This is a genomic window from Lentzea sp. NPDC051208 (genome assembly GCF_040682435.1).
GTDB lineage: Bacteria > Actinomycetota > Actinomycetes > Mycobacteriales > Pseudonocardiaceae > Lentzea > Lentzea kristufekii.
This window is the reverse complement of the sequence record NZ_JBFBAW010000004.1, coordinates 163,067-187,709: the sequence shown is the minus strand read 5'-3', so window position 1 is coordinate 187,709 and position 24,643 is coordinate 163,067. Positions and strand designations below refer to the sequence as shown.

Below are 24,643 nucleotides of genomic sequence, written 5' to 3'. Positions count from 1 at the left end.
ACCAACGGACGAATCAGACACACCATCACTTTACTGTAACGTAAAGGTATAGTTACTCAGTGGTGTGTCATTTCACGCTCTGTCGCGGTCGCGGCAGGTCCGATCGCGGGTGGCCGGGCGAACAGCGCGGCCGCGGCGATGAGCAGGGGCAGCGGCAAGGAGGCCAGCAGTGCCGGGGTGTAGCTGCCGGTGAGGTCGTGCAGAGTGGCGAACATCAGCGGTCCGAAGGCGGTGGCGCCGACGTTGATCGCGGTCACGGCGCCTCGGATGCTTCCGATGTGGAGGGTGCCGAAGTAGCGGGGGAACGTGGCCGCCTCCAGCGTGCGCATGCCACCACTGCCGGCTCCCAGGAGCAGGCCGAACACCACGGCGGACAGCCCTGGCGCGATCGTGGTGCCGAGTACGAGGGCACCGAGGAGTGCGGCCATGGACAACGTCATCAGCATCCGGCTGTCGACACGGTCGACGAGCAGGCCCATGGCGAGCGTGGCGACGAGGCTCGCCGCGGTCTGCGGCAGGAAGTTCGCCGCCGCCGCGGTCGCGGTGAGTCCACGTTCGGTGAGCAGACTGACCTGGTGGAAGTTGATCGCCGTGCCGAGCAGGCCGCACGCGGAGATCCCACCGGTGACCACCCAGAAGAACGGGGTGCGCAGCGCCACGGCACGGGTTACTCCCCACTGCGGTGGCGGCGCGGAGTCACCGTCGCGGGTGGTTCCGTCGGGGTGCTGGCCGAGATCGGCGGGCCGGTCGCGCAGCGCGAACCACGCCACCGGCAGCACGACGGCCAGCACCACCACGCCTTCGGCGAACCAGACGCGACGCCAGCCCCAGTCCGCGATCAGCGTTTCCAGCAGGAGCGGCGCCGACGAGATGGCCCCGGCGCCGATCGCGCCGACCAGCCCGAGCGCGGTTCCCCGGCGACGTTCGAACCACAATGCCACGACAGTGGTGGCGGCCAGGCCCAGCGCACCTTGGCCTGCCATCCGGATCGCGACGAAGCCGGCGGTCAGGCCGACGATGGAACTGACCGCCGCCATCGCGCACAACGCGGCGCCGAACACCAGCCCGATCACCACGAGGACGCGGCGGACACCGAAGCGGTCGAGCGCACGACCGGCCCACGGCATCGCGACCGCGCCGGTGAGAGTGCCCACCAGGTACGCGGTGGACACCGCGGACCGGCTCAGGCCGAGATCGGAGATCATCGGATCGACGAACATCGACACGGCGGCGGTCTGGCCGGGTGCGGTGAGTGCGACGAGCAGCGTTGACCAGCCGACGACGTGCCAGCCGTAGAAGCCGGACGGCGTGAGCGAGCGGAACGAGATCAGGATTGTCTCCCCAGGTGACGAACGGTCAGTCGTCGGTTCCTGCGACGAGGGACTCCAGCCGTACCTCGGGGTGCAGGCGGCGCATGACGCCCAGTGCGGTGGAGTCGACGAACAGGGCGAGGTCCATGCCGTCGGTGCGGGTGAGCACCTCGCTTCGGCCGCTGTCCACGATGGACCGTTGCGTGGGGTCGGCCAGGCGGCGCACGACGGTGTAGGGCAACGGTTCGAGCCGCACGGGGGACTTGAACTCCGCTTCGAGGCGGTGCGCGGCGACCTCGAACTGCATGGGGCCGACCGCGGCGAACACCGGCGCTCCGTCGCCGCGACGCAATGAGCGCAGCACCTGCACGACGCCCTCGGACTCCAGTTGTTCGATGCCTTTGCGGAACTGCTTGGAGCGGCTGAGGTCCGCCGGTCGCGCGACGGCGAAGTGCGCCGGGGCGAAGCTGGGCAGGCCGGGGAAGCGCACCGCGGGTTTGCCGGCGTGCAGGGTGTCGCCGACGCCCAGCGCGGTGGCGTTGACCAACCCGATGACGTCGCCGGGGAAAGCGGTGTCCAATGTGGAGCGTTGCTGGCCGAAGACCTGTTGTGCGTACTTGGTGGCGAACGGCTTGCCGGTGGCGGCGTTGGTCACGATCATGCCTCGTTCGAACACGCCGGAGCACACGCGTGCGAACGCGACCTGGTCGCGGTGTGCGGGATCCATGCCGGTCTGCACCTTGAACACGAATGCCGAGAACGGTGCGTCCAGCTCGCGCGGATTGCCGGTGGCGTCCGGCCGTGCGGTAGGGCGTGGTGCGATCTCGACGAGCAGGTCGAGCAGCTGCCGCACACCGAAGTTGAGCACCGCCGACCCGAACAGCACCGGTGTCGCCGTGGCTTCGAGGAACCGCTCGAGCTCGAACTCGCCGCCGGACGCCCCAAGCAGTTCGGCTTCCTCGCAGGCGCGCGTCCATTCCACGCCTTCTTCAGCCTCCGCCTGCCTGGGCGGCAGGTGCTCTTCACCGGCGGCGGTGGCTCCGCCCGCGGTGCGCTGGTAGCGCACGAAGTGCCCGCTGCGGCGGTCGAGCACGCCGCGGAAGTGGCCGGCGTCGCCGACCGGCCAGGTCAGCGGCATCGCCTGCAGCCCGATCCGGTCGACCAGTTCGTCGCACAGGTCCAGCGCGTCGCGGCCGGGGCGGTCCCACTTGTTGATGAAGGTGATCACGGGGATGCCGCGGTAGCGGCAGACGTCGAACAGCTTGAGGGTCTGCGGTTCCAGGCCTTTGGCCGCGTCGAGCAGCATGACCGCGCAGTCCACCGCCGACAGCACCCGGTAGGTGTCCTCGGAGAAGTCGGCGTGGCCGGGGGTGTCCAGCAGATTGATCACGCAGTCGCGGTAGGAGAACTGCAACGCGGCGGAGGTGATGGAGATCCCACGGGCTTTTTCCATCTCCATCCAGTCCGACACCACACCGCGCCGGCCGGCCTTGCCGTGCACCGCGCCCGCCTCGGAAATCACCTTCGCGTGCAGGGCCAGTGCCTCGGTCATGGTCGACTTGCCCGCGTCCGGATGGCTGATCACCGCGAAGGTGCGTCTGCGTTCCGCCTCCGCGAGCACGGTTGCGGACACGGCGGTCGCCGGGGTGGCGGTGGTCATTCACGATCCTTCAGGTAGTCAGGCAAACTGTCCCACAACTCTACCTTCACGTGACAGTATGATAGCTCCTGGTCTGGCCCCGCGATTGGGGCATGATTCGAGGCGTGATGCCAGAATGGCCGGTGATCGTGGCGCGGTTCGGGAAGGGATGTTGTGGGCGAGCACATGCAGATCGGTGAGGTGGCCGAGCGAACCGGTCTGTCGTTGCGCACGATCCGGTATTACGAGGAGGTCGACCTGGTGGTGCCCAGCGCACGCAGCCAGGGCGGGTTCCGCCTCTACGCCGAGCCTGACGTGCAACGCCTCGACGTGGTCAAGCGGATGAAACCGCTCGGCTTCCAGCTCGAGGAGATGCGCGAGCTGCTCGGCATCCTCGAGGCGCTGTCGGCCGGCGACGATCCCGATCGTGACAAGCATCTCGACCGCCTGTCGGGGTTCTGGACCGCCGCCGACGAACGTTGTCAGCAGCTGCGCGCGCAGCTGCGCATCGCCGAGGACTTCGCCACGACCCTGCGGTCGCATCTGCCCCCGGACTGACGGACCACGTGGCGCGGCTCGCTGGATTTCCTCTGACGGGTGACTCTCACTTAACGTGAGGGTGTGACCATGGCACGAACGTCCACCCCTCCGCCCGCACTCACTCCAGATGCCCTGCGGGTCATCGCCCTCGGCGGTCTCGGTGAGATCGGCCGGAACATGACCGTGTTCGAGCACGAGGGCAAGCTGCTCATCGTCGACTGCGGGGTCCTGTTCCCCGAGGAGCACCAGCCCGGTGTCGACGTGATCCTCCCGGACTGGAGCTGCATCCGGGACCGGTTGGCCGATGTGGTCGCCATCGTGCTGACCCACGGCCACGAGGACCACATCGGGGGCGTGCCTTACCTGCTGCGTGAACGACGGGACATCCCGGTCATCGGCTCCCGGCTCACGCTGAAGTTCCTGGCCGCCAAGCTGGCCGAGCACCGGATCAAGCCCGTGCTGGTCGAGGTCAAGGAAGGCGAACAGCTCGCCCGAGGGCCGTTCGACCTGGAGTTCCTCGCCGTCAACCACTCCATTCCCGACGGCCTGGCCATCGCCATCCGCACCAACGCCGGCCTCGTGCTGCACACCGGCGACTTCAAGATGGACCAGTTCCCGCTCGACAAGCGGATCACCGACCTCCGGGGTTTCGCCCGCCTCGGCGAGGAAGGTGTCGACCTCTTCCTCGTCGACTCCACCAACGCCGACGTGCCCGGCTTCACCACCTCCGAACGCGACCTCGCCCCCGCGATCGACGAGGTCTTCCGCACCACCCCGCGCCGGGTGATCGTCTCCAGCTTCGCCAGCCACGTGCACCGCATCCAGCAGGTGCTCGACTCCGCGGTCGCCCACGGCCGCAAGGTCGCCTTCGTCGGCCGCTCCATGGTCCGCAACATGGGCCTGGCGGCCGAGCTGGAGTACCTGAAGGTGCCCGACGGGCTCGTCGTGGACGTCAGGGACGCCAACCGGCTGCCCGCCCACAAGGTGACCCTGGTGTGCACCGGGTCGCAGGGTGAGCCGATGGCCGCCCTGTCGCGCATGGCGGCCGGTGAGCACGAGATCGTCATCGTCGAGGGCGACACCGTCCTGCTGGCCAGCTCTCTGATCCCCGGCAACGAGAACGCCATCTACCGGGTGATCAACGGCCTGACCGACCTGGGCGCGAACGTGGTGCACAAGGGCAACGCCAAGGTCCACGTCTCCGGGCACGCCAGCGCCGGTGAACTGGTCTACTGCTACAACATCGTGCAACCCGCCAACGTCCTGCCCGTGCACGGCGAGGCACGCCACCTGCGAGCCAACGCCGAGTTGGCCGTCCGCACCGGCGTCGACCGCGACCGGGTGCTCGTCGCCGCCAACGGCCACGTCATCGACCTGCACGAGGGCCGGGCCTCGGTCACCGGCCAGTTCGAGATCCACAACATCTACGTCGACGGCCAGACCGTCGGCGGCGTCACCGAGGACTCCCTGGCACAGCGCCGCACGCTGGGCGAAGAAGGCATGATCACCGTAGTCGCCATCATCGACACCGACACCGGGCGGCTCGACGACACCCCCGACTTCATCGCCCACGGCTTCGAACACGACGCCTCGACGTTCCTGCCGGTGATCCCCGCCATCGAGAAGGCCCTCGCGGGCGCCGCGGAGAAGAACACCACCGACGTGGCGGAGTTCGAACGTCTCATCGGCCAGCAGGTGCAAATGTGGGCACAACGCACCTACCGCCGCCGACCGGTCGTCATCCCGGTCGTCATCGAAGCCTGAGCCGCACGTGGTGATGACGATGAGCAGCCCGCGCCGATTCGAAGCGGCGAGCCACTACAACGCCGCCTATCCGCAATGCGCCCTGCCTTTCGACCCATCCCGGCTGCGCGGCTATCACGCCGCCATGCAGGGCATCGAGGACGACCTGGGCGGCGACCCCGGATCCATGACCGTGGAATTCCTGCCCGGAGGTGCCCCCGCTCCCGGCGAGCCGGACCGCCTTGGCATGGTCGTAGCGACCCACTGGGGACAAGGCCCGGTTCTCGTGCTCGCCGAACACGTCTCACTCCGGACGGCATGGCAGTCGATCGTCCGGCGCTGGCCTGTGCGCCTGTCCGAGGTCCGGGCTGTGCTCGACATGACGAAGTCGTGACCGCAGGCGTCCCTGAGGTGAACATCGCGGTTGAGCCGGAGAGCTTGCTCACGATCAAGCCGTTCACAATTGGGTCTACAGTGACGTCACGGTAGAGTCCACTGTGGTTGCGCCGGAGATGCCGCGGCCCGTCATGTGAGCCCCGATCGCTTGTGACACCACGTACAGCGCGGGCTCTCCGGACTTCGAGAGGCACCCGGACGCATGAGTACCGCCGAGGAGGATCGCAGGGCCTAGTTCCACCGCTCTGCGAACCCTGAACGTTCGCGGCACCAACCACATCACACGTCATACCGGCGTCTGCGCCGGTGCTCTCCCGCGTGCACTGGGGCGCGCGGATCCCGAGTCCTGTTCACCACGCGAGCCTCTGCCTGCTCGCGCGCATAACCCTGAGGTGTCGATTTGTCCTCACACGTGGCTGCGCCGCGTCCCTCGCTGCTGTCGAGGGTCCGCACGACCTGGTTCTCCAACCCCCGCGCCGACCTGCTGTCCGGTCTTGTCGTCGCGCTCGCGCTGATTCCCGAGGCGCTGTCGTTCTCCATCATCGCCGGCGTCGACCCGAAGGTCGGCCTCTACGCCTCGTTCACGATCGCGATCATCATCGCGTTCTCCGGCGGCCGTCCCGGCATGATCTCCGCCGCCACCGGCGCCATGGCCCTGGTGCTCGTGCCGCTGGTGCGCGACCACGGCGTCGAGTACCTGTTCGCCGCGACCATCCTCACCGGCGCCTTCCAGATCGTGTTCGGCCTGGTGGGCGTACACAAGCTGATGCGGTTCGTGCCTCGCACCGTGATGGTCGGCTTCGTCAACGCGCTCGCGATCCTGCTGTTCACCGCGCAGATCCCCCACATCACCAAGGGCGGCTGGCCGGTCATCGCACTGGTGCTGCTCGGCCTGGGCATCATCTACCTGCTGCCGAGGCTGACCAAGGCGATCCCCGCGCCGCTGGTGGCCATCGTGGTGATCACCTCGCTGACGGTGTTCCTGCACGTCGCCGTGCCTACCGTCGGCGGCATGGGCGACCTGCCCGACGCCCTGCCGGTCCTCGGCATCCCGATGGTGCCGTTCGCTTTCGAGACCCTCGCCATCGTCGCCCCCTACGCCCTGACGCTCGCTGTGGTCGGCCTGATCGAGTCGCTGCTCACCGCGCAGCTGATCGACGACCTCACCGACACCCCGTCCCGCAAGGGCATGGAGGTGCGCGGGCAGGGCATCGCCAACATCGCCACCGGCTTCTTCGGCGGCATGGCGGGCTGCGCGATGATCGGCCAGTCCATCATCAACATCAAGTCCGGTGGCCGAACCCGGCTGTCCACCCTCGCATCCGGTGTCTTCCTGCTGATCCTGGTACTGACCCTCGGCCCGATCGTCTCGCTGATCCCGATGGCCGCACTCGTCGCGGTCATGGTCTTCGTGTCGGTCAGCACCTTCGACTGGACCAGCATCAAGCCGGCCGCGCTACGCCGAGCGCCCAAGAGCGAGACCGCCGTGATGGTCGTGACCGTCGGCACCGTCGTCGCCACCCACAACCTCGCTCTCGGTGTCGTGGCGGGCGTCCTGCTCTCGGCGATCTTCTTCGCCCGCCGCGTGGCGCACCTGGTCGACGTCTCCAGCGTCCTCGACCCCGACGGCACCATCCGTGTCTACGCCGTTACCGGCGAGCTGTTCTTCGCCTCCAGCAACGAGCTGATGCACTCCTTCGACTACACCGACACCGTGTCCAAAGTGGTCATCGACCTCTCCGACGCGCACGTGTGGGACAGCTCCGCAGTCGCCACGCTCGACGCGGTCACCGCGAAGTTCGCCTCACGCGGCATCGAAGCCGAGATCATCGGCCTCAACCCGCACAGCGAACAACTGCACACCAAGCTGACCGGACAACTCGCCGGATCACACTGACACGCGAGAGGGCGGCATCTGCAGGTGCCGCCCTCTCGCGTTTTGCCCCGTCACGAGCGATATCACTCTATACAACACTCACGTTAAGGTAGAGTTGGGTCCATGGAAGTCGCGCCTACCAGAAGTGAGCCCGTTCTGACGCAGACCGAGATCATCGACTGCGTCGAGGATGCCTTTTTCTCCGGCTCCGCCACCGTGACCAGCCTGCTGGACTCGGCCCTGCGCTGCCAGGCCCGGCCCGCGGTGTTCGCCGCGCTGGTCCAGCTGCCCGAGCGTTCCTACGTCTCCGTCCTGGACGTCCTGTCCAGCCTGCCGGATCTGCCGTACACCGCGGACTGAGCCACCAGCCTCCCTCATCCCGGACAGGCCAGCCGCGAACGGAGACCCTTGGCTCACCCCACCACCGAACCAGCGCCGGTCACCGCCGTGCGGATGCTGCTCGCCGCCACCGCCGGCCGACGCCCACATCCCGCACCGCTCGCCATCGCCCGGGGTGGCGTCATCGCGCTGGTCCGGGAAACCGACACCACCAGCCTGGAGATCCAGCACGGGTTGCGCGCGCTGGCCGACCACGCCGGACTCCGTCTGCTCGACATCACCCCCGCGCCCGCGTTCGGCCGGACACCGAAAGCCGGCCGCGTGAAGCTGGTCATCGCCACGACACCGGCCGTATCCCTTTCGGCCCAGCGGTGTGCCGCGGCCTGGAACGCCCCGGTGGTCCTACCCGGCGCGATCGACCCGGACGAGTCTCTCCGGCTGCTGCTGCGGCCGGAACCGGCGCTGACCGTCGCATTCGGCGACGGCAGAACCTGCACCGTGCTGCAGGCCGCACACTTCGCCGGACACTTGCACTGCTCGACCGCCTCCGGCACCTTCGCTCACGAAGCCCGAGCGCTGGCCGTCAGCCCGATCCCCGGCGGCATGCTGGCCTGCGCGGTGAGCGAGAAAGCCAGCCCGATCCGGCCACTTCGCGAGCCATTGACAGTGCGCCTGTCCACTCCGGTCCTCTCGACCGTCGACGGCATCACCGAACTGTTCCCCGCAGGAACGCACCGGATCGGCCCCGCACGGCCGCTCTACCGGATCGTATTCCACAACGCCGCGCTGAAATCTGGTGACCTTGAATGACCACTTCCACCACCCACATCACCCACACGGACAAATGCCGTGGACTGCTGCTCGGCGCCGGACTCGGCGACGCACTCGGCGCACCGTTCCAAGGCCACCTCACCGTCGACGCCGACACAATGTCCACCGAGGAACGCGCACCGAGCCTGCTGGTACACACAGACGACACCGCGCTCACCATCGTGCTGGCCGAACACCTCGCCGCCGGGCACGACACCGACGTCCTCGACGAGGACGCGCTCGCCCGCGAGTTCGCCGCGGCGTGGAAACGCGAACCATGGCGGGGCTTCGACTCCGGCACCCCACCGGTGTTCGGCCTGCTGCACGCGGGCGTGGCCTGGAGCACCGCCGCCAAGGCGTTCCTCCAAGCGCAGGCCTCCCAAGGCAACGGCGCCGCCGCACGCGTCGCACCCGTCGCACTGGTGGGCACGAGCGTGCAGCACACCACGAAACTCGCGCTCCGCAGTGCCGCCATCACCCACGCCCACGCCCACGGCAGACACGGCGCCGAATGCCAGGCAGCCGCCGCCTACCTCGCGCTGCACAGCAACCCAGCCCAGCCGCTGGACGGCTATCAATTCCTCCGCAGCATCGCGGAAGTCCTGCCGTCGCAGTTGTGGCGCGACCAACTCGACCGCGTCAACCACCTCGCCGACAGTGCCGATCCCGCGCGCGCCGCCCAAGTACTGGGCAACGACAGCTCGGCACTCGGCTCGGTTCCTCTCGCGCTGCTGGCGTTCCTGCGCAACCCCGACGATCCCGCCGACGCCATCCGCTACGCGGTCCGCGCCGGCGGTGCCACCGACACCGTCGCCAGCATGGCCGGGGCTCTCGCCGGTGCCCGCACCGGCACCGCCGCACTGCCCCAGTCCTGGCTGCGCCGATTCCACACCACAGGCAAACTGTGCCGGCTCGCCGACCAACTCGCCGACACGAACTGACCAACATCCGGCCTCGCGCTGAACGGACGGTCAGCGCACGCGGATGGGCCAGCACCTGGCGATGGCTCGCGATCACGATGCCGCTGCCCACGGTCTGTGTCGGCGTGCTCGGCTGGAGCGCGCTGGGCCTCTTCTCCGTCGCGGCGAGCGCGTTGCGCACCGGCCACCAGCGGGCGGCAGCCGTCCGGAAGCAGGCAGGATGCGCGCCGCGAAGTCGTCACGCACGAGAGGCTGTACCTGCGACAGCGGCGTCTATGGGAACCCTGCAGGCAGGCATCGTTGAATCAACGCCGACCAGGCTTACCGGCACACCTGTGGGCAGCTCACCGCCCCATCGCACCTCGGTTGAGTTGCGGCCAGCGCTGTCGTCACACCGCTCATCGGTGTTGTCGACCACATCCCGCCTGTTTCAGTTCGGTCCCTGACCTGGCCTCGGGGTAGAGTTGGATCGATCAAGCCCGACCCGAGCAACCGGATCTTCTGAGATTCGAGCAATGCTCGGCTCCCGTCGGAGACGATGATGTTCCCGCTGCCGAATCAGCTCACAGACAGGAGAACCGCATGCGCGTGTCGCTGCCCCTCTCCTCGTCCTGCCCGCCGTAGTCGCTACGGACTGAGGCCCGTGCCCCGGCTCATCCGCCGGTGCACCCCTTCATGACCTGATGCCTGGCCTGGCCTTCCGCGGGCGTCGATCAGCCGTCCGGCGCCGTTGGCCCTGTGCCCCGCTCTTCCGTTGCGCGTTCCGACGACACGGCCGCGCCCGAACATGACAAGGCCGTTCTTGACTACCTCGCCGGTTTCCCCCGCCGCACTGCTGACCCGTCTACGCGCCGCCCGGATGACCCCCAAGGTCCTGCGCACCGAGGTACTCGCCGGGCTTGTCGTCGCACTCGCGCTGATCCCCGAGGCGATCTCCTTCTCGATCATCGCCGGAGTCGATCCCAGCGTCGGGTTGTTCGCCTCCTTCACCATGGCCGTGGTCATCTCGATCGTGGGCGGGCGGCGCGCCATGATCTCCGCTGCCACCGGCGCCATCGCCCTCGTCGTCGCACCTCTGGCGCGTGAGCACGGGCTGAGCTACCTCATCGCCGCGGTCATCCTGGGTGGGCTGTTCCAGATCGCGCTCGGAGGGCTGGGCGTGGCCAAGCTGATGCGCTTCGTGCCACGCAGCGTCATGGTCGGCTTCGTCAACGCCCTGGCCATCCTGATCTTCATGGCCCAGGTGCCCGAACTCGTCGACGTCCCGTGGATGGTCTATCCGCTCGTCGTCGGTGCCTTGTTGCTCATGGTGTTCTTCCCCCGGATCACCAAGGCCGTGCCCGCACCACTGGTGTCGATCATCGCGCTGACCGCGCTGACCATCGGTGCGGGCATCGCCGTACCGACCGTGGGCGACAAGGGCGCGCTGCCCTCATCCCTTCCGGTCCCCGGCCTTCCCGACGTGCCGTTCACCGTGGACACCTTCAAGCTCATCGCGCCCTACGCGCTGGCCTTGGCGCTGGTCGGCTTGATGGAATCGTTGATGACCGCGAAGCTCGTCGACGACCTCACCGACACGCACTCCAACAAGACCCGCGAGTCCATTGGGCAGGGCATCGCCAACGTGGTCACAGGGTTCTTCGGCGGCATGGGGGGCTGCGCGATGATCGGCCAGACCATGATCAACGTCAAGAGCGGTGCCCGTACCAGACTCTCGACGTTCCTGGCCGGCGTGTTCCTGATGATCCTGTGCATCGTCTTCGGCCCGGTCGTGTCCGACATCCCGATGGCCGCACTGGTCGCCGTGATGATCCTGGTTGCGTTCGGCACCTTCGACTGGCACTCCGTCGCCCCGGCGACCCTCAAGCGCATGCCGACCGGCGAGATCACCGTCATGGTCACCACCGTCGCGGTCGTCGTGGCCACCGACAACCTCGCCATCGGCGTCGTCGTCGGGACCATCACCGCCATGGTGATCTTCGCCCGCCGCGTCGCCCACCTGGCCACCGTCACCGCAGTCGCCGACCCCGACGGCAACCAGGTCGTCTACACCGTCAACGGCGAACTGTTCTTCGCCTCCAGCAACGACCTCGTCTACCAGTTCGACTACGCCAACGACCCCGACAAGATCATCATCGACCTCGCCTCCGCACACGTCTGGGACGCCTCCTCGGTGGCCGCACTGGACGCCATCACCACCAAGTACGCCGCCCGCGGCAAGACCGTCGAGATCATCGGGCTGAACGAGCACAGCGCCAAGATGCACGGCGCACTCAGCGGCGAACTCACCGGCAGTCACTAACGACCATCGCCGTCTGCCAGAAGCGACGTGACTGACTCGACCCAGTCGACGCACTGGGCAACCATCGCGGGCAGTCCAACTCCTCCGACCGGTTCGTCATGTCGCGGAGCATCGGGTGGTGGGCACCTCGCGCCCACCACCCGCGCGGCCGTTCGAATGATCGACATAGGCCGTCTGGGCGACTGCAGGCGGCCCAGCGCGCCGGACTCGAGGACCGGTTTACGCGTCTGCCCAATAGCGTTGCGGCAGGTGTCGTGAAGCTCCACGCGAGCTGACCAGAGTGGTCATGGCCAGCGGGAAATCGAGCACATCCAGGTGGTCATCTGACAAGACCATTTCTCATCGTGCGACGGTACGACCAAGTGAGCCTGGCTGAACTGGACGCGCTCAACACGCAAGCGGAGGGAGCGGGCCGATCACGGCGCAGCGAGAGAGAGACTGTCCGGGATCGCGTCGAATGCCTCGTCGACACGACGGATGAGCACCTTGCTGCCACCAGGCCCCTTCCAGCGGCCGAGCTTTTCCCTCGGTGACGGCCCGTCGTAACCACGGCCGGAGATCCAGTTCTTGGCCGCGCAGCGCCACGCCGCCAGGGACAGTTCACCGAGCAACCGCAGCCGCACGTCCTGCCGGCTGTCGACGCCGAGCTTGGTCTCCAACTCCGCGACCAGCCGGGTTTGGACGGTGACCGAATTCAGCAGGCTCCGATCCCACAAAGCCGGCGTGCGGGCGATCAGGCCACGGGTGGCGAGAAAGCGACGGTCCCATTCCTCACCGAGCCCGGCGATGGCGGCGACCAGCGTCCGCCTCAGGAAGTCCAGCACCGGACCGTGGAGTTCACCGGCCGCGACCTCGGCGACGTAGGCGTCCCACAGTTCCAGCTCCGCGGCCATCGCGACGTCCTCTTTGGACTGGAACATGCGGAAGAACGTCCGCTTGGAGACCTCCACCTCCTCGACCAGCTCATCGAGAGTGGTCTCGTGGAACCCCTTGTCCAGGAACAGCCGCAATGCGGTGTCCACCAGGGCACGGCGGGTACGCAGCTTCTTGCGCTCGCGCAGCGGCAGCGCCCGATCACCGGGAACAGCACCGGATGTGTCCCCCGGCGTAACGGTCGTCGGCGTGGCCATCACCGGAGTTTAACCGCCTTCCCGAAGCAACTACCACTGGGCGAATATCGCCTCTCCTTATAAAGTGCCACTGAGAGGCAGATATAGGAGGGCTCATGACGATGTCCGTGCGGAGTCCAGCGGTGCTGGCAGTACTGCTGGCCGGGTCCACGTTGGGGGTGATGGGTGGCGCCATCCTGGTGTCCGTGCTGGAGGTGATCCGCAGTGAGTTCGCGGTCAGCGGCACCGCGGCGGGGTTCATCCTCACCGCGCACGGGTTGGCGATCGCGTTGTCGGCTCCCCTGGCGGGCCGGCTGGTGGACCGATGGGGCATTCGCTGGCCGATGATCGGCGGGCTGGTTGTCTACGCGCTCGCAGGTGGCGCCGGACTGGTGGTGACCTCGTATCCCGCGTTGATCGCAAGCTGAGGTTCCCCCGATAACTCGGAGGGTTGGTTACCTGGCTCCGGTTGGGGATGCCGGGATGATAGATGGCTCGAGTTGATCGTCGTGCCAGGCGGCCTCGTACTCGTCGGGGCTGAGCCAGCCGAGCTCTTTCTGGATGCGCTGGGTGTTGTACCAGCCGTCGATGTAGCTGAAGATCGCGTTCTCGGCCTCGTCGCGGGTGCGCCAGGAGTTGCGGTACACGAGCTCGATCTTCAGTGTGGAGAAGAAGTTCTCCATCAGTGCGTTGTCGTAGGAGTCGCCGACCGAGCCCATCGACGGCAGGATTCCGTTGTCCGCCAGGCGTTGCGCGAAGCGGATCGAGGTGTAGGTCGAGCCTCTGTCGCTGTGGTGGATCAGCTGCCCGTCACGGACCTCGCGGGACCAGATGCCGTATTCCAGGGCGCCGAGCACGAGGCTGGTGTCGCAGCGGTCGCTGGTCTTCCAGCCCACGATCCGGTTGGAGAACGCGTCACGGACGGCGGCCAGCCAGAACACGCCCTCACCGGTGGGGATACGGGTGGCGTCGGCGACCCACAGCCGGTCCGGGGCCGGGGCGGTGAAGTCCCGGTTGACCAGATCCGGCGCCGGCACTGCTCGTGGATCACGCCGGGTCGAGGGTGTTCGCCACTTCTTGCGCAGGAACGCGCCCTGCAGCTCGTGACTGCGCATCAGCCGCTCGACCCGCTTGCGCGACACCCGGATCCCGCGGCGGCGCAGCGTCGCGTGCACCCGCGGGCTGCCGTAGGTGCCGCCGGAGGTGGTGTGGATGTCCACGATCTCGGCCACCAGCTCCTCATCCTGACGCTGCCGCGGCGCCGGGTCTGTCTGGCGCTGGACCCAGCCGTAGTAGGTGGAGGAGGCGATACCGAGGACCCGGAGTATGGGCTCGACCCCGAAGCGGCCGCGAAGCTGTGACACGAGCTTCACGACCGTCGCCGGGTCGGGTCGAGTTCCGAGGCGAAAAAAGCGCTCGCGGCCTTGAGGATCTCGTTGGCACGCTTGAGTTCCGCATTCTCCCGCCGAAGCCGGCGCAGCTCGTCGGACTCGCTGGTCGTGGGCCGGTCGTCCCGCTCGCCGCGGTCGGCCTCGTCCTGCCGGATCCAGTTGCGCAGTGCTTCGTGATGCACCCCGAGCTGCTCGGCCAGCCGGCGGATCACCGGCTTCGGGTCCGACTCTCGATACAACCGGACCGCACGAGCCCTCAGCTCATCGGGGTACTTCTTCGGTGGTGCCACGGACGACTCCCTTCAGGTCCTATCGGACCATGCTTGAAAGTCTCCGAGCTACCGGGGGAACCTCAAGCCGGCTGGTGTTTGGAGTCGGCGCGGCGGCGGTGTTCACCTGCACGACGGTCGCACTGCTCGCGTTCTACCAAGGGGCTGAGCGGGATCGGGTGATGGGTTGGCGGTCCACCGCGACCAGCGTCGGCGGGCTCGTGTGGCCCTTGCTGGGCGGGATACTGGGAGGGCTGACCTGGCACGCCACGTTTGGCATCTACCTGGTCGGCATCCCGCTCGCGCTGGCTGCCATGTGGTCGCTGCCCAACACCACCCCGCCCGACCGGCACGGCCAGATCGGAGCGGTTCGGCTGATGCGGCAACGGCCTGCGCTACTGGGCTGGTACGCAATGTGGATCGTGATCGCGGTCCAGATGTACGTACTCGCGATCTTCCTGCCCCAGTACCTGGCCCCGGCTCGGCGTGCATTCACCGGTGCTGGTGTCGATCTACGCGGTGGTCGGGCCGTCGATCATCACCAGCCTGATCGGGTTGTTCTACGGTCGACTGCGCGCCCGGTTCGGCTACGCCACCCTGCTGCGCGTGGCGTTTGCCGCCACCCTCGCCGGATTCCTGCTGTATGCCACGATCACCCAGCCCGTTCTCTTGCTGCTTGCACCAGCGCTGTTCGGCGTGGGCAACGGCATCCTGTTCCCCATTGCCACCGTCATGGTCGACCAGGCGGCAGGCGCTGAACACCGCGGCCGCGCCGCATCACTGTCCGGTACCGCCATCTTCACAGGCCAGTTCATCTCTCCGCTGCTGTTCGGCCCGCTCATCGCCGCCACCTCAACCACCACCGGCTTCCTGATCGCCGCCGCCATCTCCGCCACTCTCCTCACGATCACCGTCGTCCGCGGCATCGGAAAGCCACACCTGAACAAGGAAGAGGACCGCGTCGAGACTCTCGACCCAGCGAGCTGAACAGATCGGCACCAGTGAGCGTGGCATCCGTGCGCCGGAAGTCCCATAACGACTTCAACAGAGTCGAACTCTTGCAGGACAACGACTCCGCCACACACCCAGTCTCTCGCGAAACCCCATTGATCATCGCTCATCCGGCTGCCAGAGTCGGCACTGATCTCAGGCAGCCGAGGAGACACGATGCCAGCAGCCGACCCTCTGCCCGACGTCGTCCGCGCGGACGCAGGGCTCGTTGTGATCAGCCCCTTGTACGTCGGTGGTGCGCGGCAGCAGAAGGAAGTTGCCGACGAAGTGCTGGCGAGGTGGACGCGAACACCGATACCGCAGGGGCTGCTGTCGATGAGCGTGTTCACCAGCCTCGACGGTGAAGCGCTGCTGGCCTACGCGCAGTGGACGGACGACGACCAGTACGCCACCCACCTCCGCACCGCCGAACGCGGGCCGCTGGACCTGGTCGACGCAGTCCGCTACCGGTTGTACCGCAGCATGAACGACACCACAGGCGAACCGAGCTGCGTCATCACCGCCACGTTCGACGTCGACGGCCCCGAGCGGCAACGTCACATCGTCGACGCACTCGCCGAAGCAGCATCCCGCGTCGAGCCGTTTACGGGGGCGCTGTCCGCGCACTTCCACCTCAGTGTGGACGGCACCCGCGTGCTCAACTACGCGGAGTGGACCTCACTGCAAGCACACGACCAGGCGGTGGAGAACGCGGAGCTCGACGAGATCTACCGCATCAGCCTGGAAACCCCGGGCGTACGCGCTACACGCGGCCGCGCCTACCATCTCCACGGCGCCCTTCACGCGAACTGACCCAGGTGGTCACGACCGCGTGAGCGCCATGTCCAGGTGCCGGGTCAGAGCACCTGCAGCTTGGTCATGGGTGAGATAGCCGGAAGCGGTGTAGGCCGACAACCCTGTGACCAGCCCGAGCAACGTGATGGCGACCGTCTCCGGATCGGGATGTCCCGACTGCGCGAGCAGACTCGCCAGCTCCGGCTGGATCTCGTCCGGTCCGGCGGTGTGCGGCTGTGCGGCCAAGCCCGGATCGGTGAGTGCGAGCGCGGCGTACGCGGCATGCACCCGATACAGGTCCATGCTGGTTTCGTCGTGCGGCAACAACTCGCCGAGGATCAGCCGCACACGCTCGACCGGGTCGTCGTCACCGAACGCCGCCAGCCGCTCGTGCAACCTGCTCGTCATGACAGCCCGCAGGTGGACAAGGCCGCCCAACAGCAGCTTCTCCTTGCTGGGAAAGTAATACTGCACGAGGTTGACCGACACCCCAGCCTCGGCAGCGACCTCGCGATAGCCGACCGCGTGCAGCCCCTTCACGCGGGCACACCGCACCAACGCCTCAGCAAGCTCCCGCCGCCGTTGCTCATGATCGACCCGTTTCGGCATCGCACCCCCAACTCAGTCCCGTTCGACAGCGGCGCCTCGCCACAGGATCATCGCGGACGCCACTGTGGACACGGCCAGGACGGTCAGCACCGCGAACGCCCACACGTAAGCCTGTTCACCGGCGGTCTGGGACAGCACGACCACCAAACCGGCCGCTCCCAGCGCCCCGCCCACGCGCTGAACGATGTTCACCAGCGTGGAGGCATCACCGATCCGGTCAGCGCCGGCTGCCGCGTAGGCAGCGGTCGTCGCGGGCATCTGCGCCCACGCAAGCCCTACTCCTCGCACGAGGAGAACCGCCAGGAGCACCGGTGACGGAACAGACGCGGGCACCAGGAACGGCACTGTGGACGTCACCAGCAGAACGGCGCCGACCACGGTGACAGACCCCGCTCCGCAACGGTCGGTCAACACGCCGCCGATGTACAGCGCCACCGCACTGCCCGCCCCCATCGCCAGCAACGCAGCACCCGTTTCCGCGCTGTTCCACCCCAGTTGCAGCTGCAGGTACAGCGGCAGAACCAACAGGCCGCCGTACATCGCCGCACCGGTGAACCCGGTCGTCACCGTCGCTGCGGCGAACGCGCGAGTTCGCAGCAGCCGTAGGTCGATCAGCGGCGTGTCCACACGTAGAGCGCGCACGGCGAACGCGGCGGTCAGCAGCAAACCCGCGACGATCACCACGGCTGCCATCACGGTGGCTCCACGCGTGCCGATGTCGGTGGCGCCGTACAACGCCAGCGGCAGCCCTACACCGAGCAACACGAGCCCGTAAACGTCCAGCGCACGGCGCTCGTCTCGAATCCCACCGGGCACGAGCCGTCGTGCGGCCAGCAACGCCGCCACTCCAATGGGGACGTTGAGCCAGAACAACCAGCGCCACGACACCGCCTGCAGCAGCAAGCCGCCGACCGCAGGACCGATGGCCGGCCCCACTCCGAGCACCAAACCCAGCACCCCGAACAACCGCCCCAGCTGACCGGGGATCGACCCGATCACCGCCTGCCCGGCGGGCACCATCAACCCCGCAGCAAGCCCTTGCATCACCCGCGCGGCCACCAAAGCCGCCACGCCCGGTGCGAGCGCGCACAAAGCAGAGGCCACAACGAACACGGCCAGCGACACGCCCCATACCCGGCCATGCCCGAACCTGGCGCCGAGCCAGCCCGACGCCGGAAGCGACGCCGCTAAGGCAATCAAGTAGCCCGTGACGATCCACTGCACCATCGGCAACGAGCTGTGCAGATCATCACGAACTGCTTCGACCGCGAGGTTGACCAGGGTGGAGTCCAGCATTCCCAGCAACGCACCCACCCCGACGATCCCGGCCACGCCCCAGACACGAGCCGGAATCGGCACGGGCGGCGGGGTGGTCGCACGTCGTGACATCGGCTCGGCACTCCCCCGCGCTGGTCGAACTACCGCTTTATCGTACAGCGGTACGACCATGTACAGGCAGCCGTCGACATCAGCGCGCACAGCACCAGCTCAGAGCCACTCGACGGTCCGGAACGGGCATCGCGGTCAGTACCTATGGCAATGTCCGCCCCACCCGTCCACACAGAGCTGGTCATCCTCGACGTGGAGCCCGGCCGGGGCGAGCAGCGTGTTCAGAGCCAGCAGGTAGTCGCGCTCGATCGCCCCGACGTCGTGGGCGCTGGCGGCCGGGCCGAGATGCGCGCACCGCCCCTTGAAGGTGGTGGCCTCGCTGAGGTCGTGGCGGGCGGCCAGCTCGCCCAGCAGCCGGTCGCTCACGCCGGCCTCGGGCACGGCGTTGGGACTCGCGTTTAAACGCCCGACGTGGGGACGGGTCGGACCCCGCCCCCACGGGCGCTAATCGGGCACGGACAGCCCGAAACTTGACTCCACCACCAGAATGCCAGCGTGAAATCGCTGGTCAGCCCTGTTCCCATCCTTTGATACTCCCGCCCGAAGTCCGGCCCTGTGCACAACGATCTCGCGCAGGTTGGTGCCCTGCCCGAAGTCCGGCCAGGGCGGCGGCGCATACCTAGATCACCGACCGACAGCGGGAGATGCCGCCGCCGCTGGCCTCCGAACAAGGACTGCTTGCCTACATCGAGCCGATGAAGGCGTGTGCGGACGACGACGAACTCGTCGAAGACCCGCGCTTCGCCTACGAGTTCAAGCTCGACGGCTTGCGCGCACAACACCGCAACGGCCTCAGCAACCGGCTGGAAGATCACGCTCAGCGTGTCTGGCCAACACCCACCGAAGTCCTCCGCATCGCCGAACAAGCCACCACACTCGACGGAGAAGCCGCCAGCCTGCTCACCATCACCGCCGCCTGGAGCGGATGCCGCTGTCTTGGGCGCGCCGAGCCATCGCGTGTGGGCACTCTCGTGCAGTGCTCCGATGTGTGGGTCGATGACGATGACACCGCGGGCGAGGTCGACGTTGTCTCGTCGACGGTCTGGACGAGGACCGCGGCGTCCACACGGGCCCGGACTGGCACAGCATCGCGGCCCTGCCCCCTGCTGCTCCCCCGTCCGGCTCGCGCGTCATCGTGGCCGACCGCCCGGAACCATCCAATCCCGGCAGAGGCCCCTCCCGACCACCCCTTGCGCGATCTCGCAATCGTCCGCTCGCTGGTTACTTGCCCTGCGGAGCAGGGGTTGCAGATCGCGATGGAACGCGAGCTGAAGAACCTGCTGCACAGTTCGGATACCGCACAGGACCTGCTCGGTGCCGCTGCGTAACCGGATCTACAGCATTGATGACCTATCCAGCCGCTACAAGCGTCGTGCGCACTGGCCGCGGAAGTAGTGCTCCGCACTTGGTGTCCTGCATGAGCTGCGCGAGGTTCTGCCACATGATTTTGCGTACTTCGGCTGGCTGCACTCCATGCATGCGGGCTAGAGCCTGCTCGACATTCTCTACGTTGCCAGGCCGGCGGCCTCGCCCGCTGGTCTTGTCGCCGAAGGGATGGTCAGTCTCGGGAAGCATGCGGTCCAGGGGCAGACGGCGCAGCGAGTCTGTGCCCCTCAGCATCGACGCGTTGACTGAGAAGTAACAGCCCAGTTCGATGGCCTTCTTGGTGCCCTCTTCGTCGCCGAGCCACCAGTGCAGGACGGCGCCATGTATCGGATGGGCAGTCAGGCTTCGAAGCACTTCGTCGGTGGCGGCATAGCTGTGGATGCTCGTCAGCCGTGGGGTGCCTTGAAGCGCCGTAAGTACGGCGTCGAATGTCCTTCGCTGCGTCTCCATTGGAACGCGCGACTTGCCGTCGAGCCCGACCTCGCTGACGTAGGCAGTGCTCTGAATGAGTTCGCTAAACCGACGCTGGTCGAAAGCCTTCTGGACGCCGACGAGGCCTGGATGACATCCGACGCCCCAGACGGTCCATGAGTCGGAGCGCTCTAGCGCCTGCTCGGCTTCGTCCAGCGAACGCGTCGCCGCAAAGACCAGCGCGCCAAGCTCCAACAGGTCGCGAGCGGAGATATCCGGCTCGATGTGGGTGTGCATGTCGATCGGCGGCATACGCTTCATGAGTAGAGGCTCCGTAGCTCCTGAACGCCGCGCTGGCATAGATCGAACGCATCACGCATGGGGTAGTCAGCCGGAAGGCTCAGTGTCGTGAGGTCTCGCATGGTCACGCCGCGCCGGATGAAGTTGCGGACCGGCTGCTCCACCGACTTGGAGTCGAGCCACTTCTGCACATCGCCGTCACTGCTCGGTGCGATGTAGTCGCTGCGGTCGGCGAGACCGGACGAGGTGAAGGACGCCCGCCTGAGCACGCAGCCGAAGCACACACCGCAAGGGCGGTCGCTACTGAAGCCGTGCGCCCGCTGTCCCGTCAATGCGCACGAGTGTGTTGCGCTCAGGAAGGCAGAGGCTTCATCTACGCCGATAAGGCCCATGGCCCGCCGGTACATCTCGCCCTTCGTGGTTTGTGCGAAAGGATTCTCGATCAGGGCGTGAGCTCCGGCCTTGGCAAGGACTCCGGACAGGTCCTGAAGGAACCTTGGGTGGGTGGTCCGCGTGGACAGGCTGCCGAGCCGCTCTCGTCCGAGCGGCGGGTTGATCGACGCGAAGCCGTTCTCGGGTATCCAAAGCGGCACTTGGTGGATGGAGGCCACCGCAAGCCCGAGCGCCAGGAACAAGAACGACCGCGACCGGGTAGTCGGCTCGGACGGGTACGAGGTGCCGTCGATCCGTTCGCCGCGGCGTCCGAGATGTACCACCACGCGCTCCTGGCTGGGGCCTGGTACGAGCCGTTCGATCTCGGCCGCAACGTGGCGCTGGATGGGCGCGAGCATCGTGTTGGTGAAGTGCGACAACAGCACGTGGTGTTCGCCCGCCCCAAGCAGCGAACGCGAGTACAGGCCACCGATCGCAGAGTCCGCGCCACCGCTCAGCAGGACAACACGCTGGGGTGCAACGCCTTCCTCTACCTGAGCAGCATTTCCCGATGCGCGATCTTCCTGCTGCACAAAGGACAGTCCCCACCGGTCACCGCTGAGGAACCCGAGTGTTCGCGCCAATTCCTCACTAACAGCGTTCCATGCCGCTGCGTCGGAAACAGGTATTTCAAGATCAATCTGGCGCCGGTTCCAGTCCGACCCGCCGCTCTGGCGAAGCACCGAGCGGTCGGCGGCGAGCACCGTGAGGGCGATGCGCACGACATCGACGTTGAGTGGCGGGATGGCGCCCAGCCGTCCGAGGTGGGGGCCGATGCCGGGTGTGAAGGACGATCGTTGGTCGTCAAGCCAGTAGAAAGAGGAGGCGGCTTCATCCGCCGGGATGTCATCAGCGGCGCTCAAGCGCAGGGCGAAGCGAGGCATCAGTTGTCGCCTCCCACGATGCCGCGGAGCCGCTCGAGGCCGTCCTCGACAGCGCGGCTGATCTCGTCCTCGGACACACCACTCACCGACAAGTCTGCCTGTGCGGCAATGGCTTCGGCTGCGTCCCGGATGTCCTGCTCAGCCACGTCGGCCAGCTCGTGCCCGTTGACCAGATCGCCGGTCTCGACCAACAGCGTCTCGGCAATGATGACCGCGATAGTCTGGCGAACCATCTCCTCTGGAGTAGGGCGGTAGCCGTCCCGCTCCTGCTCCATCACCCACTCAGCAACCTCGGCGGCAACGAACCGCTGTTCGTGGTCCTCGATGCTGCTGTCTGGCGTGCTGCAAGCCATATCAACAATGCGGCGCATCACCTCGATGTCATCGCCCAGGCCGCGCAGCTCGTCGTAATCCAGGCCCAGTCGTTGCAGCGTGGCTGCATCGCCTGTGCTGTACGCATAGGCTGCCGCTGCCGCGCGCCCGGCAGTGCGAGCCGAGCTTGCCGCTGTCCGTTGTGGCCCACCGCCACTGCGACCGCCACCGGAGGTGCCCCCACCACCGCCTCCACCGCCAGGGCCGTCACCACCGCCTCCACCGGACGAACGGGGACGGATGAGGTTGATGACACGCTGGAGCGCAGATGGATCGAGCGGAGGCCGGTCGCCACTCTGGCCGTCACCGCCCTGTTCGGACAGGCCGTCAAGGTAGTCGCTGACGGTGTTCCGAACCGCTTTTCCATCCTTGCCGCCGCTGCCGGAGTACGCACCGCTGGTGCCCATCAGGCTGTACCTCGGTTCTGCAGGGCGCTCCCGACAGCGTTCTTGACCTTTCCGTCCGGAAGCTTCTCTTTCCAGGTGGCGAGAACGCTACGGACGTCAGCGTGATCGCTTGTCTTGAACTGCAGCGGCGTGGCGATGGTGATCTCGCTGGGCGGCAGCATCAGCAGCGCATCACGGGCCGCAATGACCACACCCGGTCGCCGCCGAGCGATACGCAGCACGGCGTTGACGCCAGCCTTCTGCTTGTTCGGCTGGTCGCGCATGGTCCGTCCGATGTGCCGCAACAGGTCCGTGGCGTCGCCGTCACCCAGCTCATCCAGTTCGGCGTCCGTCACCGAGGCTTGTTCGCGCCGTGACTCAGAAAGCAAGTTGGCTGCGATGTCGCGCAAGCGCTCAGGCAGGCTGTCATCGATAAGGGTGACGCCGGCGAAACTCGCCGCCAGGGTCAAGTAAGGCGACAGGTCGAGTCCACGCAGCGGAGGTGCAAGCTTGGCCCACCGCACCATGGCCTGAGAAAACTGGCCTGACGTAGCCGGAGTGGCCGACTTCTGACGTCGAGCAAACGTCGACTCCCGCGGTCGTGAAGCAGACTCGCCTGAACCGTCGCCCTCTACTTGGCCATCTACAGCAACTGTGCCGGACTGCGCGGGCCGGCCGGCCTCAACCTCCAGGCGCTCCAGCTGGTCGCGCATCTCGCCCTTGGCAAACCAGTCCAGCAACAGCTTGAACTCAGGCTTCATCAGAGCTTCGAGAGTCATGAGCTTCGCGACCACGGCAGGGTCCAGGCTGATGCCTCTGCGCGAGGCCACCGACTGACGGACGCGTAGATCATTGAGGAATCGCTTGATGTATCGCGGGTTTCCCCGAAGCTTCTCGTACAGCAACGGCGTCAGGCGCGTCGCAAACGCCAGCTGGTCATCCATGGCCAGCCCGTCGATCTGCCCGATGTCGTCAATACCGCCACCATCACGCCTGACCTGGGCGCACCGCTCGATAAGCGTGGAGAGCTGTTCGGTCTTGGCGGTGGCCTGCATCTGAAGCAGCAGCAAGTACGCCTGGGTGTCGAAGTGACTCAGCGCCGGGAGCGGGATGGTGGTCTGCACGATCTTGTGCAGGTAGAGGGTGGCCGGGTCCTGGCGGTCGTCGTCGCTCTCGTCGGGCCGTCCCGTGGCCTTGAACCGCGTCCGGATGGCGTCGGCTACACGCTCCTCGTCAGCTGCGATCACGAACGACATCTTCGGTACGGCCAGGAACAGCCGCATCGCTTCCAGGCTCTGGACGACCGTCTCCGGCAGGCAACGGTCCAGGTCATCCACCAGGACAGCGACGGCTCGGATGTGCTTCAGGTCGTCGGAGCCGAGCAGCTCCGCAAACTCGTCCCGGAACTCCTCCAGGCCACGCACTGACTCCTTATCAGCCTCCTTGGGCTTCACCAGCTCAACAAGCTTGTCGAAGCTCGGGATCTGCAACGTCAGCGAGGACGTTGCCGCCAGCTTGATCGCCTTGGCCCAGTCGACACGCTTGCCGAGCTTCACCAAGAGATTCTTGGCCTTGTCGGTCTTCGTTTCGGAACGATTGACCTCTGCGGCCAGCGCGTCCAGCACCTCAGCAATGAGGCTTTCCTTGGCGCCCGTCGACGGGTCATAGCGCCAAGGGTCTGTCTGGATGACCAACACCTTCTGATCCGCCGTCTTGCGGCGGTCCAGCTCCTGAGCGACCAAGCCGAGCACGGTGGTCTTGCCGCTGCCCCAACTACCAGACAGCCCAAGAGCAACAGGATCCAGCGAGTCATCGAGCAGGACATCGGCGACAGTCTGTGCGACCGCGTCAAAAGACAGCAGGTCTACGCGAGCAGGGTCATCGGACCATAGGCCGGACCGCGCGGCAGTCGTCATGCGATCACCTCTACTGGGACCGAACCTGCGCGACTAAATGAAGAAGCATTCGTCATGAATGATTCTCGAATACTCAGACTATAACAGTCTTCTCCCCTTTTGCTGAAACCTTCAAGTTCAGCCACCCGC

At 66.9% G+C, this 24,643-nt stretch carries 24 protein-coding genes and 1 pseudogene; 13 read left to right on the top strand and 12 right to left on the bottom strand.

Annotation, left to right across the window (positions count from 1 at the left end; genetic code table 11):
- Window positions 1–56 precede the first annotated feature (56 nt).
- Both AB0M48_RS11180 and AB0M48_RS11175 read right to left on the bottom strand, forming a co-directional pair.
- Window positions 57–1,265: an MFS transporter gene (locus AB0M48_RS11180; RefSeq protein ID WP_363839917.1), complete on the bottom strand. Its 1,209-nt coding sequence runs from the start codon at window positions 1,263–1,265 to the stop codon at window positions 57–59.
- A 91-nt stretch (window positions 1,266–1,356) separates the two neighbouring features.
- Entirely contained in the window at window positions 1,357–2,970 is a 1,614-nt protein-coding gene (locus tag AB0M48_RS11175) for a peptide chain release factor 3 (RefSeq protein ID WP_363838998.1), read from the bottom strand.
- 165 nt (window positions 2,971–3,135) lie between these two features.
- Here AB0M48_RS11175 and AB0M48_RS11170 point away from each other — a divergent pair, with 165 nt between their 5' ends.
- From AB0M48_RS11170 to AB0M48_RS11135, 8 genes are all read left to right on the top strand, one after another.
- Window positions 3,136–3,507, top strand: coding sequence for a MerR family transcriptional regulator (locus AB0M48_RS11170; protein WP_363839914.1), 372 nt, complete (start codon window positions 3,136–3,138; stop codon window positions 3,505–3,507).
- Between the two features lie 69 nt (window positions 3,508–3,576).
- A complete protein-coding gene (locus tag AB0M48_RS11165; protein ID WP_363838995.1) occupies window positions 3,577–5,253 on the top strand; it encodes a ribonuclease J in 1,677 nt (558 codons plus the stop codon).
- Between the two features lie 19 nt (window positions 5,254–5,272).
- Window positions 5,273–5,626 (top strand): hypothetical protein, encoded by a 354-nt coding sequence (locus tag AB0M48_RS11160; protein ID WP_363838992.1) that lies wholly within the window; start codon window positions 5,273–5,275, stop codon window positions 5,624–5,626.
- A gap of 402 nt (window positions 5,627–6,028) precedes the next feature.
- On the top strand, window positions 6,029–7,525 hold the full coding sequence (locus AB0M48_RS11155; protein ID WP_363838989.1) for a SulP family inorganic anion transporter: 1,497 nt from the start codon (window positions 6,029–6,031) through the stop codon (window positions 7,523–7,525).
- A gap of 102 nt (window positions 7,526–7,627) precedes the next feature.
- Window positions 7,628–7,864, top strand: a complete 237-nt coding sequence (locus tag AB0M48_RS11150) for a hypothetical protein (RefSeq protein ID WP_363838985.1) — start codon at window positions 7,628–7,630, stop codon at window positions 7,862–7,864.
- Between the two features lie 87 nt (window positions 7,865–7,951).
- Window positions 7,952–8,653, top strand: coding sequence for a hypothetical protein (locus AB0M48_RS11145; protein ID WP_363838982.1), 702 nt, complete (start codon window positions 7,952–7,954; stop codon window positions 8,651–8,653).
- Window positions 8,650–9,594: an ADP-ribosylglycohydrolase family protein gene (locus AB0M48_RS11140; RefSeq protein WP_363838977.1), complete on the top strand. Its 945-nt coding sequence runs from the start codon at window positions 8,650–8,652 to the stop codon at window positions 9,592–9,594. The genes AB0M48_RS11145 and AB0M48_RS11140 overlap by 4 nt, the downstream gene beginning before the upstream one ends.
- Window positions 9,595–10,432: 838 nt before the next feature.
- Entirely contained in the window at window positions 10,433–11,875 is a 1,443-nt protein-coding gene (locus AB0M48_RS11135) for a SulP family inorganic anion transporter (RefSeq protein ID WP_363838973.1), read from the top strand.
- Between the two features lie 416 nt (window positions 11,876–12,291).
- On the opposite strand, the gene AB0M48_RS11130 is transcribed toward AB0M48_RS11135, so the two are convergent.
- Entirely contained in the window at window positions 12,292–13,005 is a 714-nt protein-coding gene (locus tag AB0M48_RS11130) for a TetR/AcrR family transcriptional regulator (RefSeq protein WP_363838970.1), read from the bottom strand.
- A 95-nt stretch (window positions 13,006–13,100) separates the two neighbouring features.
- Between AB0M48_RS11130 and AB0M48_RS11125 the strand changes: the two genes are divergently transcribed.
- Complete coding sequence (locus AB0M48_RS11125) at window positions 13,101–13,412, top strand: MFS transporter (RefSeq protein ID WP_363838966.1); 312 nt, start codon at window positions 13,101–13,103, stop codon at window positions 13,410–13,412.
- Window positions 13,413–13,439: 27 nt separating this feature from the next.
- Here AB0M48_RS11125 and AB0M48_RS11120 read toward each other — a convergent pair whose 3' ends face one another.
- Window positions 13,440–14,348, bottom strand: a complete 909-nt coding sequence (locus AB0M48_RS11120; RefSeq protein WP_363838963.1) for an IS3 family transposase — start codon at window positions 14,346–14,348, stop codon at window positions 13,440–13,442.
- Window positions 14,349–14,353: 5 nt separating this feature from the next.
- On the bottom strand, window positions 14,354–14,665 hold the full coding sequence (locus tag AB0M48_RS11115; protein ID WP_363838960.1) for a transposase: 312 nt from the start codon (window positions 14,663–14,665) through the stop codon (window positions 14,354–14,356).
- A gap of 29 nt (window positions 14,666–14,694) precedes the next feature.
- Here AB0M48_RS11115 and AB0M48_RS11110 point away from each other — a divergent pair.
- From AB0M48_RS11110 to AB0M48_RS11100, 3 genes and pseudogenes are all read left to right on the top strand, one after another.
- A pseudogene (locus AB0M48_RS11110) lies at window positions 14,695–15,102 on the top strand (MFS transporter); the annotation flags it as partial.
- Window positions 15,103–15,142: 40 nt separating this feature from the next.
- Entirely contained in the window at window positions 15,143–15,631 is a 489-nt protein-coding gene (locus AB0M48_RS11105) for an MFS transporter (RefSeq protein WP_363838957.1), read from the top strand.
- A 180-nt stretch (window positions 15,632–15,811) separates the two neighbouring features.
- Window positions 15,812–16,447, top strand: coding sequence for an antibiotic biosynthesis monooxygenase (locus AB0M48_RS11100; RefSeq protein WP_363838954.1), 636 nt, complete (start codon window positions 15,812–15,814; stop codon window positions 16,445–16,447).
- Between the two features lie 9 nt (window positions 16,448–16,456).
- Here the strand turns inward: AB0M48_RS11100 and AB0M48_RS11095 are convergent, their stop codons facing one another.
- From AB0M48_RS11095 to AB0M48_RS11085, 3 genes are all read right to left on the bottom strand, one after another.
- Window positions 16,457–17,038 (bottom strand): TetR/AcrR family transcriptional regulator, encoded by a 582-nt coding sequence (locus AB0M48_RS11095; protein ID WP_363838951.1) that lies wholly within the window; start codon window positions 17,036–17,038, stop codon window positions 16,457–16,459.
- A gap of 12 nt (window positions 17,039–17,050) precedes the next feature.
- Entirely contained in the window at window positions 17,051–18,427 is a 1,377-nt protein-coding gene (locus AB0M48_RS11090; protein ID WP_363838947.1) for a DHA2 family efflux MFS transporter permease subunit, read from the bottom strand.
- 135 nt (window positions 18,428–18,562) lie between these two features.
- Entirely contained in the window at window positions 18,563–18,793 is a 231-nt protein-coding gene (locus AB0M48_RS11085; protein ID WP_363838943.1) for a hypothetical protein, read from the bottom strand.
- A 278-nt stretch (window positions 18,794–19,071) separates the two neighbouring features.
- Here AB0M48_RS11085 and AB0M48_RS11080 point away from each other — a divergent pair, with 278 nt between their 5' ends.
- Window positions 19,072–19,755 (top strand): hypothetical protein, encoded by a 684-nt coding sequence (locus AB0M48_RS11080; RefSeq protein ID WP_363838940.1) that lies wholly within the window; start codon window positions 19,072–19,074, stop codon window positions 19,753–19,755.
- Between the two features lie 22 nt (window positions 19,756–19,777).
- Here the strand turns inward: AB0M48_RS11080 and AB0M48_RS11075 are convergent, their stop codons facing one another.
- Genes AB0M48_RS11075 through AB0M48_RS11060 form a run of 4 tightly spaced genes read right to left on the bottom strand, consistent with a single transcriptional unit; the run spans window position 19,778 to window position 24,514 of the window.
- Window positions 19,778–20,545, bottom strand: coding sequence for a TatD family hydrolase (locus tag AB0M48_RS11075; RefSeq protein ID WP_363838937.1), 768 nt, complete (start codon window positions 20,543–20,545; stop codon window positions 19,778–19,780).
- Complete coding sequence (locus AB0M48_RS11070) at window positions 20,542–21,840, bottom strand: hypothetical protein (protein WP_363838933.1); 1,299 nt, start codon at window positions 21,838–21,840, stop codon at window positions 20,542–20,544. The genes AB0M48_RS11075 and AB0M48_RS11070 overlap by 4 nt, the downstream gene beginning before the upstream one ends.
- The gene (locus tag AB0M48_RS11065) at window positions 21,840–22,619 is read right to left on the bottom strand and encodes a hypothetical protein (protein ID WP_363838930.1); all 780 of its coding nucleotides are present in this window, start codon (window positions 22,617–22,619) and stop codon (window positions 21,840–21,842) included. The genes AB0M48_RS11070 and AB0M48_RS11065 overlap by 1 nt, the downstream gene beginning before the upstream one ends.
- Window positions 22,619–24,514: a P-loop NTPase fold protein gene (locus AB0M48_RS11060; RefSeq protein WP_363838927.1), complete on the bottom strand. Its 1,896-nt coding sequence runs from the start codon at window positions 24,512–24,514 to the stop codon at window positions 22,619–22,621. The genes AB0M48_RS11065 and AB0M48_RS11060 overlap by 1 nt, the downstream gene beginning before the upstream one ends.
- Window positions 24,515–24,643 lie beyond the last annotated feature (129 nt).

Excerpts from the sequence above, each read along its gene's own strand:
- AB0M48_RS11125 (WP_363838966.1), top strand. The coding sequence starts at position 13,101 with ATGACGATGTCCGTGCGGAGTCCAGCGGTGCTGGCAGTACTGCTGGCC.
- AB0M48_RS11060 (WP_363838927.1), bottom strand. The coding sequence starts at position 24,514 with ATGACGACTGCCGCGCGGTCCGGCCTATGGTCCGATGACCCTGCTCGC.
- AB0M48_RS11165 (WP_363838995.1), top strand. The coding sequence starts at position 3,577 with ATGGCACGAACGTCCACCCCTCCGCCCGCACTCACTCCAGATGCCCTG.
- AB0M48_RS11100 (WP_363838954.1), top strand. The coding sequence starts at position 15,812 with ATGCCAGCAGCCGACCCTCTGCCCGACGTCGTCCGCGCGGACGCAGGG.
- AB0M48_RS11080 (WP_363838940.1), top strand. The coding sequence starts at position 19,072 with ATGCCGCCGCCGCTGGCCTCCGAACAAGGACTGCTTGCCTACATCGAG.
- AB0M48_RS11075 (WP_363838937.1), bottom strand. The coding sequence starts at position 20,545 with ATGAAGCGTATGCCGCCGATCGACATGCACACCCACATCGAGCCGGAT.
- AB0M48_RS11135 (WP_363838973.1), top strand. The coding sequence starts at position 10,433 with ATGACCCCCAAGGTCCTGCGCACCGAGGTACTCGCCGGGCTTGTCGTC.
- AB0M48_RS11065 (WP_363838930.1), bottom strand. The coding sequence starts at position 22,619 with ATGGGCACCAGCGGTGCGTACTCCGGCAGCGGCGGCAAGGATGGAAAA.
- AB0M48_RS11170 (WP_363839914.1), top strand. The coding sequence starts at position 3,136 with ATGCAGATCGGTGAGGTGGCCGAGCGAACCGGTCTGTCGTTGCGCACG.
- AB0M48_RS11095 (WP_363838951.1), bottom strand. The coding sequence starts at position 17,038 with ATGCCGAAACGGGTCGATCATGAGCAACGGCGGCGGGAGCTTGCTGAG.
- AB0M48_RS11070 (WP_363838933.1), bottom strand. The coding sequence starts at position 21,840 with ATGCCTCGCTTCGCCCTGCGCTTGAGCGCCGCTGATGACATCCCGGCG.
- AB0M48_RS11140 (WP_363838977.1), top strand. The coding sequence starts at position 8,650 with ATGACCACTTCCACCACCCACATCACCCACACGGACAAATGCCGTGGA.
- AB0M48_RS11160 (WP_363838992.1), top strand. The coding sequence starts at position 5,273 with ATGAGCAGCCCGCGCCGATTCGAAGCGGCGAGCCACTACAACGCCGCC.
- AB0M48_RS11090 (WP_363838947.1), bottom strand. The coding sequence starts at position 18,427 with ATGTCACGACGTGCGACCACCCCGCCGCCCGTGCCGATTCCGGCTCGT.
- AB0M48_RS11175 (WP_363838998.1), bottom strand. The coding sequence starts at position 2,970 with ATGACCACCGCCACCCCGGCGACCGCCGTGTCCGCAACCGTGCTCGCG.
- AB0M48_RS11150 (WP_363838985.1), top strand. The coding sequence starts at position 7,628 with ATGGAAGTCGCGCCTACCAGAAGTGAGCCCGTTCTGACGCAGACCGAG.
- AB0M48_RS11130 (WP_363838970.1), bottom strand. The coding sequence starts at position 13,005 with ATGGCCACGCCGACGACCGTTACGCCGGGGGACACATCCGGTGCTGTT.